The sequence below is a fragment of the Allomesorhizobium aridi genome (genome assembly GCF_043769475.1).
Lineage (GTDB): Bacteria > Pseudomonadota > Alphaproteobacteria > Rhizobiales > Rhizobiaceae > Allomesorhizobium.
In genome coordinates this window covers 1,668,233-1,684,456 of record NZ_CP171729.1, presented here as the reverse complement: position 1 = coordinate 1,684,456, position 16,224 = coordinate 1,668,233, and the positions used below count along the sequence as shown (strand labels likewise).

The following is a 16,224-nucleotide window of genomic DNA, read 5'->3' as shown; positions in this document are numbered from 1 at the left end:
GTCGTTCGAGTCCCGCCAAGGTCATGAACGCATTGGTGACCTTCATCGGCGCAATGACCGCTTTGCGCCCCCCATGTCGGCCGTTGAGGTGATCTTTGCTGTTGCCCGATAGCAGACGTTGCCGGCGACCACCCTGGACATCGTAGTCGCGCCAATCTCGGACAAACAGACCAGCTTGGCCATTTCCCGAAAGCAGGACGTCGCCGGCGTCACGAAAGTGCGAGATGGGTGCCTGGATAGGTGCCAAACGATCGCTGACGCAGTCTGTGCATCGGACTGACTAGAATCTTTCGTTCGCCGGCACGCCTCAAGTAAAGTCCGCAAGAACCTCGTCGACCTGTTGAACTCGGCAATATCCACCGAAGGCGCGCAGCGCCGTGCGGTGACGCTCATCGGTATAGGCGGCACACGCGTCCGCCGCGCATATCATGTAGTAGCCATGATCCGCGCCATCCCGGATCGCCATGTCGATGCACTGGTCCGTGACAAAACCAGTGACGACAATATTCTCGATCCCGAGATTACGCAGCACGTAATCGATATTGGTGGAATTGAAGACACCCGATGAGGTTTTCGGCAGCACGATCTCATCAGCGGCTGGCGCCACGTCGTCCATCACGGCGGCGAGCCGCGAACCTTTGGGCACGAGGATGTTTGACAGCTTGTGATCGAGCGAGCGATCGCGGCCGTCTTTCGTCAATGCCTCGATGACCGTGTAGATGATCTCGACGCCACGGCTGCGCGCCGTTGTGACCAGTCGCTTCATCGCAGGCAGGGCTCGCGCCTTCAACGCCGCCGCGAATTCTGGATGCGTCTGCAGGACGTCAGGCTCGAATTCCGCATTCTGCGCATCCACCACCAGAATGGCGGTCTTCGTCACCGCAAGCTTACGGTCCCGGCCTTCATATCGCGCGAGCGTGCTTTCCGTCGTCATCGTCCTGCCCTCATGAAAATGGCGGGGCATGAGCCCCGCCGAAGTGCCCTTTGTTTAGCTCATTTCGGCGTCCAGATCTCTTCGACCTTGTATTGGCCCTTCTTTACGCTGATGATCGACACTGGCTTCGGTGGCACCATCGACTCGCGCGTGTAGCTGATCTCGCCGGTCACCGCCTTGAAACCACGCGTGGCTGCGAGCGCCTCGCGAATTTTCGCCGGCTCGGCCGAGTTGGCACGCGTGATCGCATCTGCGACCAGCATCATCGCATCATAGCCTAGCGGTGCGAATGCATTCTCGGGATCGATGCCGTACTCAGCTCTGTAGTCCTCGACGAACTTCTTCACCTCGGGCCGGTCGTCGGCACGATAGGTGTGCGTCGAGAAGTACACCTCGTCGGCCAGTTCAGGACCAGGCACCGTGACAACCAGTTCGGTGTCGAAGCCGTCACCGGACACAATCGGCATGGTGATGCCCTGTTCGCGAATCTGCTTCACCGACAGGCCGGCTTCGGACGGGATGGCCGATATGAAGACGGCGTCCGGCTTCGGATCGAGCGAGGCAAGCCGCGCGATCTGCGCTGAGAAATCCGTGTCGCCCATCATGAACACGTCGGCGCCGAGGATCTTGCCGCCCCTCTCCTCGAAACGCTGCGTGAAGAATTTCGACAGCGCCTTGGTGAAGTCCATCGAGTTGTCCGTCCAGACAGCAACGGTCTTTGCGCCGAGCTTATCGAAGGTGTAGTCGGCAATCGCGAACGACTGGTCATCATCGCCGAACGGCGTCATGAACATATTATCGCCGACCCATTTCGGAAGCTCCGGATGGGTCGCGCCCGAGGTAACGAACGGAATGCCTTTTTCCTGGAACAGCGGCGCACCGGCCATGACAAAGGTGGTATCGGATTGGCCGATGCCGGCAACGACACCTTCCGACAACACACGCTGTGCGGCCTTTGCCGTTTCCTGCTGGTCGGTCTTGCCATCCGGGGCGATCAATTCGATCTGCTTTCCAAGCAAGCCACCGGCCGCGTTGATCTGCTTGACGGCGAGTTGCGCGCCTTTGAGCGACGGGCCGTCGAGCGACGACATGCCGCCTGTAAGATTGTAGAGAGCCCCGACTTTGATCGTCTCTTGCGCTGTGGCCGTGCCGAGCATTGCCATGAACGCAACAGAGGTAGCGATGAGTTTCATCATGATACGTTCCCCTGTTAAAAACCGTCTATGAAACGCCGGAGGGCCGACGTGCACGCGGCTTTGGTCAGAATGCATACCTCGTTTGAGCCCGTCAATTGAATGATACATTTTTCTTTAACCAGCGCGATTTGTCTGATTTGATACAAGCTCGGGGAGGATGCGTTGCTGGGACTTGAAGATGACAGTGTGCTGGAGCGGCTGAAGCGCGAGTTGACAGACCTCAGCGGCCGCGAAGCACGTGCAGCGCGACACCTGCTTGCGAATTATCCGGTTGCGGGGCTGACCACCGTAGCTGATTTCGCAGACCAGAGCGGCGTCAGCACGGCCACCATCCTGCGCCTGGTGAGGCGCCTCGGTTTCACGATCTACGCGGACTTCCAGGGAGCGCTGCGCCGCCACCTCGAGCAGACATTGCAGTCGCCATTGATCCGCTTCGCGACCCGTGAAGGGGAACGAACGGAGACAGGCGGCTCGTTTCTCGAGCGTTTTCTCGGTTCGGTCGCAGATCAGACCCGGGCCATGCGTGAGAACGCGGCATCGCTGAACGAGGAGTTCGATCGCGTCGTCACGCTCTTCTGCGACGGTAAGCGCGATGTGCATGTTCTCGGCGGTCGCTACTCATCAAGCGTCGCCACCTACTTCGCCGACCTCCTGGCATCTGTCCGCGGCAAGGTCCACATCATTTCCGGCCAGACGCAGAAGTGGCCGCATCACCTGCTCGACATGGGCCGGTCAAGCATCCTGTTCGTGTTCGACGTCAGGCGCTATCAGCAGGATGTCATCGAATTCACGCAGGCAGCCGACCAACGCGGCGCGACGATCGTGCTGCTCACCGATCAGTGGCGCTCACCTGCCGCACAGATTGCAGATCATGTGCTGACGGTCCCCGTCGAGTCGCCGTCCGTTTTCGACGTACTCGCACCCGGCATGGTCATGGCCGAGGCGCTTGTCGGCGCAATCGCCGGCCGCCTCGGGGCCGTTGGCCGCGACCGCATGGCGCTGTTGGAGAATCTGCGCGCACCGTTCGCGCCGTACGAAGCCAAGTTCAACACACGCAAATCCTCTCTCAGAGACAGAAAATGACGCCAGAAGAAATTGTGATGATCTGCACTTCCGACCTGTCGGGTCAGGTGCGTGGCAAAGGCTTTCCCGTCAGCGATCTCGAGTCGCGGCTCGTCAAAGGCATCGGATGGACGCCGACGAACAGCATGATCACCGCGCACGGGCCGATCGCACCGAGCCCCTGGGGTCCGTTCGGCGACCTCGTGCTGACGCCGGCGCCAGAGACCAGGGTGCGCGTCGACTATGGCAGCAACCACGCCGCTGAACACTTCGTCATGGCCGACATCATGCATTTGGACGGTACGCCCTGGCCTGTCTGTCCGCGCGGGTTCCTGAAGCGTGGCCTTGCGGCGCTTAAGGAACGCCACGGCCTGACACTCAAGGCGGCCTTCGAACATGAGTTCTTGTACGATGCGGTCGAGGAGCGGCCAAACGCGAGCTATGCGCTCGATGCGTTCCGCCGGCAGGACCGTTTCGCGGAAAACTATCTGGGCGCGCTCAAGCAAGCCGGCATCGAGCTTGACACCTTCATGCCGGAATACGGCCCGATGCAGTACGAAGTCACTGTGGGTCCGGCCGTTGGTGTCGCCGCCGCAGATCAGGCCGTCGCGGTGCGCGAGCTGGCACGCGGCACGGCCTTCCGCGAAGGCGGCCGGGCAAGCTTCACGCCAATCCTGAGGCCCGATTCCGTCGGCAATGGCGTGCACGTGCACTTCAGTCTCAGGAACGCCAACGGCGCACCGGTGAACCACGACGCCAAGCATCCGCAAGGCATGTCAAAGACCGCCGGCGCCTTCGTGGCCGGGATCCTGGAGAAGCTGCCGGCCATCACGGCGCTGACTGCAGCCGGATCGATCTCCTATCTGCGGTTGACGCCAAACAGGTGGAGCGCGGCATACAACAATCTCGGCTTCCGCGACCGCGAGGCCGGCGTTCGGATCTGCCCCGTTTTTGGTGGCGCAAAGGCCGACGTGGCTGAACAGTTTCACTTCGAATACCGGGCCGCCGACGCCGCGGCGAGCCCGTATCTCGTCTTGGGAGCGATCGTGGCCGCAGGTCTGTGGGGACTCGACAAGGGTTTCCGCATTCCGGCCGTCTGCGAGGGTGCGCCGCAGAACATGACCGACGAGCAGCGTAGTAATATGGGGATTGTTCGTTTGCCCCAGTCGCTCGAAGAAGCACTTGATCGTTTCGAAGGAGATGAGGACCTCGCGGAAACGATCGGAGCGGATTTGAAGGCCGCCTATCTCGCGCACAAGCGGTATGAGGCCGGCATCATGCGCGATCTTTCACCGGAAGATCAGTGCATGCGGTATCGCGCCGCTTATTGAGCTTTCGCGAAGTCTGCCGACATGGCGCTGAGCAGTGTGTCCGTTGTTTCCGTCCGGCAATAGCCGCAGAAGGCACTGAGTGCGGCTGTATGCCTGACACGCGTGTCTGTCGCGCATGCGTCCGAAACACAGATCATATGGAATCCGCGGTCAGCGCCATCGCGGATCGTGTGGTCTACGCATTGATCGGTGAGAAAGCCGGTCACGATGATCGTGTCGAGGCCGATATTGCGCACGAGATACTCGAAATTCGTCGAATTGAAGAGGGACGACGAGGTCTTCGGGATAACGATTTCATCGGTGTCCGGTGCAAGTTCGGCAACAACCTGCGCGTCATTCGAACCTTTCGGTATGAAGAAGTTCGAGAGCTTGTAGTCGAGGCTGCGGTCCCTTCCGTCAGCAGTGTAATTTTCCATCACGGTGTAGATGACCTCCACGCCGGATTTCCGCGACGCGCCGATCAGGCGTGCCATGTTCGGGATGGCAAGGCGGCGCGCATCCTCGTAGAACTCAGGCCTCGGTTGCCGGTTTTCCTCGTCCATCACCCAGTTCTGTGCATCAATGATCAGCAAGCCGGTGCGTTCCGCCATCAGCGGCTGCGCACGGCTTGAAAAGACATCCCGTCGGCGCGGTTCGCTCACATGCGCCTCCCCTCGAACAGATTGCGCAGAAAGCCCGGCTCGCCGCTGCCGAAAAGCCCTTGCGGCCGCAGATAGAGAATAAGAATCAGTGCGAGCGCCACGATTACCTGGCTGAGTCCGTACAAACCGACGCTTTCTTCGACCGGCCGCAGCGCCTCCGAAAGTGCAGTGATAGCGGCAGCAGCGATAAGGGCGCCGACAATGCTGCCCTGCCCTCCGATCACCACCATCACCACGAGGTTGAAGGCAAGGATGATGGAGTAGGATTTTGGCGTGACGACGCCAATGAGGTGCACCATCAGGGCGCCAGCAAGCGCGGCAAGGAAAGCACCGAACACGAAGGCGAGCATGCGGATCCTGAACGTTCGGATTCCGGTGCACTCGGCCGCAAGCTCGTTCTCGCGCGTGGCAAGCATGGCGCGGCCGAACGACGAGAACTTCAAGCGCCAACCGGCGATCACCACAAAAGCAAGCAGCCCGAAAGCCCACCAGACGCCAGTCAATCGAGGCACGCCGTTTAGCCCCGAGCCACCCCGTGTCCACCCGTCTAGATTTGTCGCCAGCGATTGCACGATTACGATGAGACCGAGGGTCGCCACCGCTAGGTAGTGGCCGCGCAGCCGCAGCACCGGGATACCGATGAGCAGGGCGAGGACAGCCCCAACCAGACCTGCAATGAGCGCTGAAGGCAGCAGGCTCAGTTCCACCTGCGACATCATCTCCGGAAGATCGGACAGCATGCTTTTGCGGCCGACTGGAAACGTCAGAATCGCGGCAACATAAGCGCCGATCGTCATAAACGCCGGATGCCCCAGCGAGAAAATCCCCGTGAGGCCGTTTGAGACCGTGAGTGAGACAGCAAGTGCGGCGTTCAGGAATAGTACGGCCACAAGCGTCACGAAATAGGGGCTGGCCACGGACTGCACGGCGAACACCAACAGCGCGACGAGTGCTAGCGTAATGACAGTGGTGACGCCGCGGCTTGCAGGTCCTTTCATTAGGCGCGCTCCTCGGCGTGACGCACGAAAAGGCCGGACGGTCTAATGAGCAAAATGATAATCAGCAGCAGGAACACGAATGCGTCGCGATAGCCTGCCGCCTCGCGCGGCATCAGCCCGACGAAAAGCACTTCAGCAAGGCCGAGCAGGTAACCGCCCAGCAGTGCGCCGCCGATCGACCCCACACCGCCGATCACGCAGGCGATGAATGCCTTAAGGCCCGGCGCAAATCCCAGAAGCGGGTCGATTTGCCCGAATTTTCCACCCCACATCAGCCCGGCCACCGCGGCAAGGCCGCTGCCGATCGCGAACGCGACGATGATTGTCCGATCGACGGCGATGCCCATCAATCGCGCTGCGGTCAGATTTTCGGCGGTGGCGCGCATCGCCGTCCCAAGCTTCGTACGGTAGACCACGTACAGAAGAGCGCCGATCAAGATCGCCGTCAGCCCGATGATCGCCAGGTCGGTCACCGATGCATTTACGCCGCCAAAGTCGACTCGCCGCCGCATGATGGCCGGGAATAGAAAATTGCGCGGCTGGCCCGACAGGATCATCAGCGCAGCATTCTGGATCGCAACGGACACTGCCAGCGTGGCGATGAAACCGGTCACCTGCGGCGCACCGATGAGCGGCCGGAAGATCACCGCGCCGATTGTCGCGCCGGCAGCGGCGCCAACAACGAGGACCATCAGCAGGATAAGCGGCCACGGGACCCCCGTCGCCACCATCGCAAGCGTTGTGAACGCGCCGATCATCACGAGGTCGCCATGCGCGAAGTTGATCAGGCGGACAATGCCGTAGATCATCGAAAAGCCGATGGCGACCAAGGCATAAAGGCTGCCGAGCGCCAAGCCATTGATGACTTGTTGGAAGAGATACTGGCTCATATGGCTTCCTGCCCGCCGACTCCAAGATAAGCGCGGCGGACATCGTCGCTATTCGCGAGGTCCGTGCCCGTTCCGGATTTCACGATCCGACCATGCTCGAGAACATATGCACGATCCGCGACTTCGAGGGCCATGGCGGCATTCTGCTCGATAAGAAGGATCGTCACGCCCGAAGCCTTCAGTCGCGCGACGACGTCAAAAATCGCTTCGACCATTTTCGGCGCCAGGCCAAGCGAAGGTTCGTCGAGGAGCAACAGCTTCGGCGCGGCGAGAAGCGCACGGCCCATTGCCAGCATCATTTGCTCGCCGCCCGACAGGGTGCCTGCAGCTACGCTTCGACGCTCAGCGAGGATCGGGAACAAAACTTCGACCTGGTCGAGCGTCCGTTTGATCTCAGCCGCGTCGGTCCGGGTGTAGGCGCCCATCGAGAGATTCTCGGCAACGCTCAGCGACTGGAATATCTGCCGGCCCTCAGGGCATTGGACGACGCCGCTGCGGACGATCTTTTCGGGCGGGGCCCTCAGCAGATCAAGCGGCCCGTCCGGACTGTTCAGGATCGCGCTACCAGAGCGCGCCTTGAGAAGGCCGGACAATGTCAGGAGCGTCGTTGATTTGCCGGCGCCGTTGGCACCGACAAGGGCCGCTAGTTCGCCGGCCGCAATCGAGAAGGAGACATCCTTTAGAACGTGCGTCGCGCCTCGCACCACATTCAGCTTTGCGACCTCAAGCATCGGCGGCCACCTTGCGCCGAGTGCCGAGATAAGCCTCGATCACCGCCGGATCCGACTGGATACTTGCCGGCGGACCGTCGGCGATCAGGCGGCCACGATTGAGAACCTGGACGCGCCGGCAGAGGTTCATGACCAGCCGCATGTCATGCTCAACCACAAGAATTGCAACGCCCATTCCGGCATTCACCGAGCGGATGAGATCGACGAGCGTTTCTGTCTCGCGCGGATTGAGGCCGGCCGCAGGTTCATCGAGAAGAAGCACGCGAGGCTGTGTCGCCAGGGCGCGCGCAATCTCCACGCGCCGCTGGTCCCCATAGGACAGGTCACCGGCGCGACGAAGCGCATGCGCTTCGAGGCCGACACGCTTGACGGCATCATGGGCAAAGTCGGCGATTGCTTTCTCGGACGCCCGGAAGCCGCTAGTGCGAAACATTGTCGACAGGAAAGATGCACCGCTGCGCATGTGTCCGCCGCACATCACGTTCTCAAGGACGCTGAGATCGTTGAAGAGCCGGATGTTCTGGAAGGTCCGCGCCACGCCGGCCTGTGCGAACGTACTTGGCCTGCGTCCGGTCAAGTCACGGCCTGACACAGTGACCGTACCAGTGCTCGGCGCGGTGACGCCAGTCAACAGGTTGAATGCGGTCGTCTTTCCCGCACCGTTCGGACCGATCAGGCCGTTCAGGTCGCCGACGCGGAGGCCAAGCGAATAGTCGTCCACGGCAACAAGGCCGCCGAAAACACGCGACAGCCCCCTTGCATCGATTACGTTCTCTTCGGCCAAACCAACCTTCTCTTCAGCTTTCCGAGACGATAGGAGGCGGGTCGCCCGACCGTCAACAAAAAGATACATTCTGCCCGCTTGAAGCAAATCTGTACGATTTGATACACCGGAGATGGAGGAACAGTATGGCCCTGGCCGCTTCGCAGCAGACACATCCGATCCTTGCCCCCGACGAGCCTGATCCGCTGGAAGCCTTCAACCTCGGCGGCACATCGGATTTCGTTCTGATTTGCGAACACGCTGGTAGGCGCGTACCGCGCTCGCTGGGCGATATGGGCCTCCCGCAGCACGAATTCGACCGCCACATCGCGTGGGACATTGGCGCGCGCGCTGTCTCGCTGGCACTCTCGGCGAAACTCGACGCACCTCTGTTCATGCAGCGCTATTCGCGGCTTGTCTGCGACTGCAACCGGCGCCCCGACGTGCTCGCTTTCGCGCCGGAGATCAGTGAGGCGACAAAAATTCCGGCAAATGTCGGTCTTTCGGTATCAGATCGAAACGCCAGAGCCGATGCGATCTTCCATCCTTTCCACAACGCTGTGACGGCGTTTCTCGACGAGCGCCAGCGCAGAGGTCGCACGACACTGCTCACCACGATCCACAGCTTCACGCCGGTCTACCTCGGCAAAAGCCGTCCGTGGGAGATCGGCGTTCTCTTCAATCGCGACAAGATGCTTTCGCCGGCGATTGCCGAATGGCTCAAGACCAATACGAACTACTGCGTCGGCGTAAACGAGCCGTACACGGTCGGAGACGATACCGACTACGCCATCCCGGTCCACGGCGAAAAGCGTGGGCTGCCATGCGTGGAGTTTGAAGTTCGCCATGACCTCATCGCCAAGGATGAGAACGCAGATCTTTGGGCCGATCTCCTGGCCCGTGCGTTGCGGGCTGGTCAAGAAGCGATGATATTGTTGCCGGGTTCATCATGATCGGCGACGGTATCCGAGCGCCTGCAACGATCTGCCATGCGAGAACATCCGAAATTTTCCCTAGGAGCCAGCGAAGCCGGGTTCCAAAGTGGACGAGAGTGCCACAACGGCGACGCTGCAAGAGTCGACGTTCATGCGATCATTGAATGCTACGGCGCGTGCTCAGTCGAACTTATTTAACCCGCCGATATCTGCTTCAGACAGAAACTTGAGATTTGGTTTCGCCGTCCGGTCACGGCCTCTTTCCCGTCCCTCATCCATCGCCTGTCGTCCTGTCGGAGGCAAGCCACGCGAATCCGGCGCCGGACTGCGTCCATGGAATTCGTCGCCGCGACCTCGGGGAAGTGCGAAAGGTGCATCCCACGTCCCGATGCTTGCCAGTTCCTCCTCAGTCCTGCGTCCTGAGGAAGTCGGAGACAGTGCGCATGCAGAGCTCCCGCTCCTCGACATGTGGCATGTGGCTCGAATGCTCGAAAAGTACCCATCGAATACCCGGAACGCGCTCCACATAGGGATGCACCACCTCGGGCGTGGCCTCGTCGTGGCGGCCGGAGATCAGCAGCGCCGGCACAGCGATGTCGGACAGCCGGTCCTCGATGGTCCAGTCCTTCATCGTGCCGATAACGTGGAATTCGGTCGGGCCATTCATGTTGCGGTAGACCGTGTTATCCTCGTCCATGATGGCGAAGGTGCGGGCCACTTCCGGTGGCCAAGGCACGACGCGGCAGACGTGTCGGTCGTAGAAGACGCGCGAGGCTGTTACATATTGAGGATCGGTGATCGTGCCGGCGGCCTCGTGCCGTGTCAGCGTATCCTGCACGTCCTTGGGCAGTTCGCGGCGCAGCCGGTTGGCTTCCGTCACCCACGTGTGCATGTTGGCCGGCGAGTTGGCGATCACCAGCGCCTTGAGGCCGTGCGGCCTGCGCACGGCGTGCTCGGCGCCGAGCATTCCGCCCCAGGACTGGCCCAAGAAGGCATATCGCTTCTCGATCCCCAACGCCCGCAACAGTGTGTCTAGTTCATCGAGGAACAGGTCGACGGTCCAGAAGTCCGGGCCCTTGTCCGACAGCCGGGTGGAATTGCCATTGCCGAGTTGATCATAGTGGATCACGGCCCGGCCATCGAGCGCGGCGATATCCTTGAAAGCATCGACGTAGTCGTGCGTGCAGCCTGGCCCGCCATGCGCGACTACTAGGGGTAACTTCGGAGACCCCAGGCTGCCGGTGATGCGGTACCAGGTGCGGTAGTCGCGAAACGCGACGTGGCCTTCGGTCGTCTGGGTCAAGAGCCCTCTCCTCGCTGCTGCTGACATCATAAGGATAGCTCGCGATACGCGGCAGCTATGAGAAGTGATAGGTGGCTGCTGGCAGGGCGCCGCGGACCTTGGACGTCGACGCGCGGACGCGCACTCCGCTACTACGTTAGTCGTCGAGCAGACGGAAATGCGCGGCGCGCACGACGGCCTGAGTACGGTTCCTGGCGCCCAGCTTCCGCGCGGCGGCCGCCAGGTGCATGACGACCGTCGGCACCGACCGCTCGATGATCCGCGAGATCTCCTTGGCCGACAGGCCCCGCGCGGAATAGCTCAGGCATTCGCGCTCGCGCTCAGTCAGGGCCGGCAGGCGCGGGCTGAGTGCCGAGCGGTCGTAGTGGGCGTAGGCGGCGTCGTGGAAGACATGCGCGAGGAGGCTGAAGCGCGCAATGATCGCGGCATCGTGGTCATCCCCGCCGCTCGAACCCGGCCGGATGCCGGTGACGGTGGCATAGCCGCCGCGCGGCATATGGATGGGGATAGTCACGCCACTGGCGAGATCGCGCTCGCGCAGATAGCGAGCCACCGGCTCGGTGGTCTCGTTAAGAAGCGCGCCGATCTCGGTATCCATCCCCTTGTCATAGCTCCACGCGAACGGCGTTGAGCTTCGTGCCGCGACGATTTGAACCGGGTCGATGCGAAAATAGCCGCGGTCGCACCAGTAGTCGTGCATGTCATCGGCGATGTTGCGCAGCTTCAGCATCGACGGGATCATGATCGTGCCGTCGAGATCGTAGGGAACCGGCGTGTAGTCATAGATCAGGGCATCGTAGCCGAGGCGGCTGGCCGCCCCGAACGCCTCGTCGATACACTCTTCGAGCGAGGCGCGCCCGTCGAACCGACGCCTGATTGCAGTGACTTCGTCGAGCATCACACCTGTCCGCAGCGTCCTCCCGAAGACAACCTATCACTTCTTATAGCTAACGCACGCACGACGTTATGCTAACAATATGGGCATGCCTAAAAGCTGTGCATGCAGGAAATGTTATGTGGCGTGAGATCGCGGCCGACGACCGCATCGAGGTCGATGTCGACGGCTTCAAGGTCGTCGCCTACAGCTTCGGCGCCGGCAGCGAGACCGTGTTCTGTCTGAACGGCGGCCCCGGCCTGCCGTGCGACTATCTGCGCGAGTCGCATTCCTGCCTGGTCGACCAGGGCTACCGTGTCGTGGCGTTCGACCAGCTCGGCACGGGCGCATCAGACCGGCCCACTGACGCCTCGCTGTGGGCAATCGGCCGCTATGTCGAGGAGACGGAGACCGTGCGCAAGGCGCTGGGGCTCGGCAAGGTGCACATGCTCGGCCATTCCTGGGGCGGCTGGCTTGCGATCGACTATGCGCTGACCTACCAGGAAAACCTGAGGACGCTGATCCTCGAGGATACCGTCGCCGACATGCCGCATCTGGTCTCGGAGCTGGAGCGGCTGCGCGCCTCGCTCGGGCCCGAGACGGTGTCGATGATGCAGAAGCACGAGGCGCAGGGCACCTACAGCCACCCCGAGTACATGGCGGCGGTGACGATCCTCAACTACCGACACGTCTGCCGGCTGCCTGACTGGCCGGTGCCCGTCCGCCGCTCGCTCGACGACTGGAACATGGGCCCGTACGAGACGATGCAGGGCCCGAACGAGTTCCTATACATAGGCAATCTCAAGGACTGGAATCGCGTCTCCGATCTGCCCAGGATCAAAGTCCCAGTGCTGATCACCCATGGTGAGCACGACGAGCTGACGCCAGTCTGCGGCCTGCGCATGAAGCTTGCCCTGCCGCAGGCCGAGCTGCACATAATCCCGAACGCGAGCCACATGCCTTTCTACGAGAACCCGGCCGTGTATTATCCGATCTTGACCGGCTTCCTCGCGCGCAACAGGGCAGGATGATGCAGGCACAATCCAGGTGGCAGACAGCTGGCGGGGAAACCCCTCACGGCCATGCACCGCTATAAGTTCGTACTCTACCGCCCGTTGCAGTTCCTGCCGGTGCTGTTCGGCATCAGCATCATCACCTTCGTCCTGGTCCGGCTGATCCCCGGCGACCCCGCGCGCGTGCTGCTCGGCACCCGCGCGACGCCCGAGGCGATCGCCCGCATCCGCGAGCAGTACGGTCTCGATGAGCCGATGCTGGTCCAGTACCTCTATTTCCTGCGCAACCTCGCGGACGGCGAGATGGGGCGTTCGATCCTCTACAAGATCGACGTCCTGAAACTCATCCTCACACGCATCGAGCCCACGCTGATGCTTGTCCTGTGCAGTGTCGTTCTGTCGGTGCTGATCGCAGTGCCGGTCGCTGCGGTCGCGGCCCGCAACCAGGGCAGGTTCGCCGACCAGGCAATCCGCATCATCTCCACCTTCGGCATCGGCTTCCCGCCCTTCTGGCTGGGGCTGATGCTCATCATCCTGTTCAGCGTGAAGCTCGATATCTTCCCGGTGTCGGGCTACGGCAATACGGTCGCGGACAAGCTGACGCATCTCTTCCTGCCCAGCCTCACGATCTCGCTGTCGCTGTCGACGGTGTTGGCGCGCAGCCTGCGCGCTGCCATGGTGGAGGCGCTGTGGTCGGACATCGCCACAGCGGCGCGCGCACGCGGCATGCCCGAGAGCATCGTGTTCTGGCGACATGTGCTGCCCAATTCGCTGGTACCGACTGTCAACCTGCTGGCCGTCAACATAGGCTGGCTGATTGGCGGCACGGTGGTCGTGGAGACGGTGTTCGCGCTGCCCGGCATGGGACAGCTCCTGGTGCGGGCGATCTTCTCGCGCGACTACATGGTCGTGCAGGGCGTGGCGATGGTGTTCGCCTGCGCCACGGTGCTGATCAACTTCCTGGCCGACATCGTCACGGTGGCGCTCGACCCGAGGGTGAAACTGTGAGCGAACCCTCAGTCGCCGCAGCTCCCCTCGCCGGCAGACGTGGCCGCTTCCGCCGCCGCGGCACCCTGGCCACCGGCATGTTCCTCCTCGGCGCGTTCGTCATCCTGGCCCTTGGCGCGCCGCTGATCGCTCCTTCCGATCCAATCGCCCAGGACGCAGCGGCGCGGCTGCAGGGGCCGTCCTGGCTGCATCCGTTCGGCACCGACAATTTCGGCCGCGATATCCTCTCGCGCGTCATCTGGGCCACGCGCCTCGACCTGCAGATCGCCGTCATCGGCGTGCTCTTCCCCTTCATCATCGGAACCACGCTGGGCACGGTGGCTGGCTTCTTCGGCGGAATCGTCGACGCCATCTTCATGCGGCTGGTCGACATCATCCTGGCTTTCCCCTTCCTGGTGTTGATGCTGTCGATTATCGCAATCCTCGGGCCGGGCCTCGGCAGCTTCTACATCGCCATGGCCCTGGTCGGCTGGGTGTCCTACGCGCGGTTGATCCGCGCCCAGATGCTGGTGCTAAAGAACCACGACTACGCGGTGGCAGCCGTCAGCCTGGGCTTCAGCCGGACGCGCATCATGTTCCGGCATCTGCTGCCCAATGCAGTCGCCGGCTCCGTCGTCTTCGCCATGTCCGACGCCGTGCTCGTGCTGCTGAACGGCGCGGCGATCAGCTATCTCGGGCTCGGCGTTCAGCCCCCCATCGCCGAGTGGGGCGTCATGGTCGCGGAAGGCCAGCCCTTCGTCACCACCGCCTGGTGGATCACGCTGTTCCCCGGCCTGTCGATCGTGACGCTCGCCTTTGCCTTCAGCATGATCGGCGACGGGCTGGTCGACCTCTTCGGGGTACAAAAATGAGCGCGCCGCTGCTCAAGGTCACCGACCTGACCGTCGTTCACGACGGCGACAGCGGCATGCGCACCCTGCTCGATGCGGTCTCGCTCGAGCTTGGCCAGGGCGAGATGCTCGGACTGGTCGGCGAGAGCGGCTCGGGCAAGAGCCTGCTCTGCCGCTCGCTGGTCAGGCTGCTGCCGTCGAGCCGGCTGAGGATCAGCGGCGGCTCGGTCAAGCTTGCCGGACACGAGCTCACCGACGCACCGGAATCCGAGATGCTCGAGGTGCGCGGCGGCGAAATCGGCATGATCTTCCAGAACCCGACCAGCCATCTCGACCCGGTGATGAAGATCGGCGACCAGATCGCGGAAGGTATCCGCTTCCACCAGGGGCTCGACGCGCGCGAAGCGCGTGCAGCCGCAACCGAAGTACTGGCGCAGGTCGGCTTCCCCGACCCGGCCCGGCAATACGACGGCTACCCGCACGAGTTCTCCGGCGGCATGCGCCAGCGTGCCATGATCGCTGCCGCGCTCTCCAGCAATCCGAAGATCCTGATCGCAGACGAGCCCACGACGGCCCTGGACGTCACGATTCAGGCGCAGATCCTCCGGCTGTTGATGGACATCCGCGCAAAGCGCGGGCTCTCGGTGATCCTGATCACCCACGATCTCGGCATCGTCGCCCAGGTCTGCGACCGCATCGCGGTGATGCGGCTCGGGCGCGTGGTGGAGGTTGGAGAAAAGCGCAGCCTGCTTGCCGCGCCGGGCCACGCCTATACCCGGTCCCTGATTGCCAGCCACCCCTCGTTGCAGGAGGAGGACGCGCCGCCGAAGGCTGAGAAGCGGCAGGCGCCGGGAGCGGTGCCGGTGGTCGACATCGAGAAGCTGCATGTGCGCTTCGCCAGCGGCGGACTGTTTCGGCGGAGTGCAGTGAACGCCGTCGACGGCGTGACTCTGCGCGTGATGCCCGGCGAGACGGTCGGCATCGTCGGCGAATCCGGCAGCGGCAAAAGCACATTGGCGCGCGCCGTCCTCGGCCTGACGCCGGTTTCGTCCGGCGCCATACGCTTCGACGGTAGCGACATAACATCCGGCCGAGCAGCGCTGGCGACCCTGCGACGCGAAACCGCGATGGTTTTCCAAGACCCGTTCAATGCCCTAAACCCGCGGCTGACGATCGGCCAGATGCTGGCCGAGGTCCTGCGGGTGCAGGGAAAGATCGAGTGCGCGCAGATCCCGGCGCGCTGCGGCCAGTTGCTTGACCTGGTCGGGCTGGAGCGCGAATTTCTAGATCGCAAGCCGCGGTCGTTGAGCGGCGGCCAATGCCAGCGCGCCGGCATCGCGCGCGCTCTTGCCGTAGATCCCAAACTGATCATCGCCGACGAATGCGTGGCCGCGCTCGACGTGACGATCCAGGCGCAGATCGTCGAGTTGTTCCGCGACCTCGCGGAGCGCATGTCGCTCACGCTGATGTTCATCGCCCATGACCTCGCCATCGTACGCAATCTCTGCCAGCGCGTCGTGGTGATGCATCACGGCGCGATCGTCGAGGAAGGTCGGACGGATGAGGTGTTCGCCCGGCCGAAGCATGCCTACACAGCCGCCCTCATCGCCGCCGTTCCGCATATCGACCCGGACAAGCCGTTGCTTGCTCCGCCGAAGATGGCGACCGTGCATGTCCATGCGGTCGCGAATTGACCACCAGAAGCCAACCAGAAG

Annotated in this window: 16 protein-coding genes; 7 read left to right on the top strand and 9 right to left on the bottom strand. The window is 62.4% G+C overall.

What is annotated here, in order from left to right:
• Positions 1 to 307: 307 nt before the first annotated feature.
• Both ACG873_RS10260 and ACG873_RS10255 read right to left on the bottom strand, forming a co-directional pair.
• The gene (locus tag ACG873_RS10260; protein ID WP_394891618.1) at positions 308 to 880 is read right to left on the bottom strand and encodes a cysteine hydrolase family protein; all 573 of its coding nucleotides are present in this window, start codon (positions 878 to 880) and stop codon (positions 308 to 310) included.
• Positions 881 to 993: 113 nt separating this feature from the next.
• On the bottom strand, positions 994 to 2,130 hold the full coding sequence (locus ACG873_RS10255) for an ABC transporter substrate-binding protein (protein ID WP_394891617.1): 1,137 nt from the start codon (positions 2,128 to 2,130) through the stop codon (positions 994 to 996).
• Between the two features lie 162 nt (positions 2,131 to 2,292).
• On the opposite strand from ACG873_RS10255, the gene ACG873_RS10250 reads away from it, so the two are divergent.
• Together ACG873_RS10250 and ACG873_RS10245 are read left to right on the top strand one after the other, a co-directional pair.
• Positions 2,293 to 3,213 carry a MurR/RpiR family transcriptional regulator gene (locus tag ACG873_RS10250; protein WP_394891616.1) on the top strand — a complete coding sequence of 307 codons (921 nt, stop codon included), beginning with the start codon at positions 2,293 to 2,295 and terminating at the stop codon, positions 3,211 to 3,213.
• A complete protein-coding gene (locus ACG873_RS10245) occupies positions 3,210 to 4,523 on the top strand; it encodes a glutamine synthetase (RefSeq protein WP_394891615.1) in 1,314 nt (437 codons plus the stop codon). Before ACG873_RS10250 ends, ACG873_RS10245 begins: the two co-directional genes overlap by 4 nt.
• Here ACG873_RS10245 and ACG873_RS10240 read toward each other — a convergent pair.
• The 5 genes from ACG873_RS10240 to ACG873_RS10220 all read right to left on the bottom strand — a co-directional run bounded on the left by ACG873_RS10240 (position 4,517) and on the right by ACG873_RS10220 (position 8,567).
• Positions 4,517 to 5,164: a cysteine hydrolase family protein gene (locus ACG873_RS10240; RefSeq protein WP_394891614.1), complete on the bottom strand. Its 648-nt coding sequence runs from the start codon at positions 5,162 to 5,164 to the stop codon at positions 4,517 to 4,519. The genes ACG873_RS10245 and ACG873_RS10240 overlap by 7 nt on opposite strands.
• Positions 5,161 to 6,099, bottom strand: coding sequence for a branched-chain amino acid ABC transporter permease (locus tag ACG873_RS10235; RefSeq protein ID WP_394893436.1), 939 nt, complete (start codon positions 6,097 to 6,099; stop codon positions 5,161 to 5,163). Before ACG873_RS10235 ends, ACG873_RS10240 begins: the two co-directional genes overlap by 4 nt.
• A gap of 62 nt (positions 6,100 to 6,161) precedes the next feature.
• On the bottom strand, positions 6,162 to 7,052 hold the full coding sequence (locus ACG873_RS10230; protein WP_394891613.1) for a branched-chain amino acid ABC transporter permease: 891 nt from the start codon (positions 7,050 to 7,052) through the stop codon (positions 6,162 to 6,164).
• The gene (locus tag ACG873_RS10225; RefSeq protein ID WP_394891612.1) at positions 7,049 to 7,783 is read right to left on the bottom strand and encodes an ABC transporter ATP-binding protein; all 735 of its coding nucleotides are present in this window, start codon (positions 7,781 to 7,783) and stop codon (positions 7,049 to 7,051) included. The genes ACG873_RS10230 and ACG873_RS10225 overlap by 4 nt, the downstream gene beginning before the upstream one ends.
• The gene (locus ACG873_RS10220; protein ID WP_394891611.1) at positions 7,776 to 8,567 is read right to left on the bottom strand and encodes an ABC transporter ATP-binding protein; all 792 of its coding nucleotides are present in this window, start codon (positions 8,565 to 8,567) and stop codon (positions 7,776 to 7,778) included. Before ACG873_RS10220 ends, ACG873_RS10225 begins: the two co-directional genes overlap by 8 nt.
• 125 nt (positions 8,568 to 8,692) lie before the next feature.
• Between ACG873_RS10220 and ACG873_RS10215 the strand changes: the two genes are divergently transcribed.
• Entirely contained in the window at positions 8,693 to 9,499 is an 807-nt protein-coding gene (locus ACG873_RS10215; protein ID WP_394891610.1) for an N-formylglutamate amidohydrolase, read from the top strand.
• Positions 9,500 to 9,887: 388 nt separating this feature from the next.
• Here the strand turns inward: ACG873_RS10215 and ACG873_RS10210 are convergent, their stop codons facing one another.
• The gene (locus ACG873_RS10210; protein WP_394893434.1) at positions 9,888 to 10,811 is read right to left on the bottom strand and encodes a proline iminopeptidase-family hydrolase; all 924 of its coding nucleotides are present in this window, start codon (positions 10,809 to 10,811) and stop codon (positions 9,888 to 9,890) included.
• 109 nt (positions 10,812 to 10,920) lie between these two features.
• The gene (locus tag ACG873_RS10205; RefSeq protein ID WP_394891609.1) at positions 10,921 to 11,682 is read right to left on the bottom strand and encodes a LuxR family transcriptional regulator; all 762 of its coding nucleotides are present in this window, start codon (positions 11,680 to 11,682) and stop codon (positions 10,921 to 10,923) included.
• A 116-nt stretch (positions 11,683 to 11,798) separates the two neighbouring features.
• On the opposite strand from ACG873_RS10205, the gene ACG873_RS10200 reads away from it, so the two are divergent.
• The 4 genes from ACG873_RS10200 to ACG873_RS10185 are packed head-to-tail and all read left to right on the top strand — an operon-like array spanning position 11,799 to position 16,203.
• Positions 11,799 to 12,689, top strand: a complete 891-nt coding sequence (locus ACG873_RS10200) for a proline iminopeptidase-family hydrolase (RefSeq protein WP_394891608.1) — start codon at positions 11,799 to 11,801, stop codon at positions 12,687 to 12,689.
• 51 nt (positions 12,690 to 12,740) lie between these two features.
• Entirely contained in the window at positions 12,741 to 13,679 is a 939-nt protein-coding gene (locus ACG873_RS10195) for an ABC transporter permease (protein WP_394891607.1), read from the top strand.
• Positions 13,676 to 14,530: an ABC transporter permease gene (locus ACG873_RS10190; protein ID WP_394891606.1), complete on the top strand. Its 855-nt coding sequence runs from the start codon at positions 13,676 to 13,678 to the stop codon at positions 14,528 to 14,530. The genes ACG873_RS10195 and ACG873_RS10190 overlap by 4 nt, the downstream gene beginning before the upstream one ends.
• Positions 14,527 to 16,203, top strand: a complete 1,677-nt coding sequence (locus ACG873_RS10185) for a dipeptide ABC transporter ATP-binding protein (protein WP_394891605.1) — start codon at positions 14,527 to 14,529, stop codon at positions 16,201 to 16,203. The genes ACG873_RS10190 and ACG873_RS10185 overlap by 4 nt, the downstream gene beginning before the upstream one ends.
• Positions 16,204 to 16,224 lie beyond the last annotated feature (21 nt).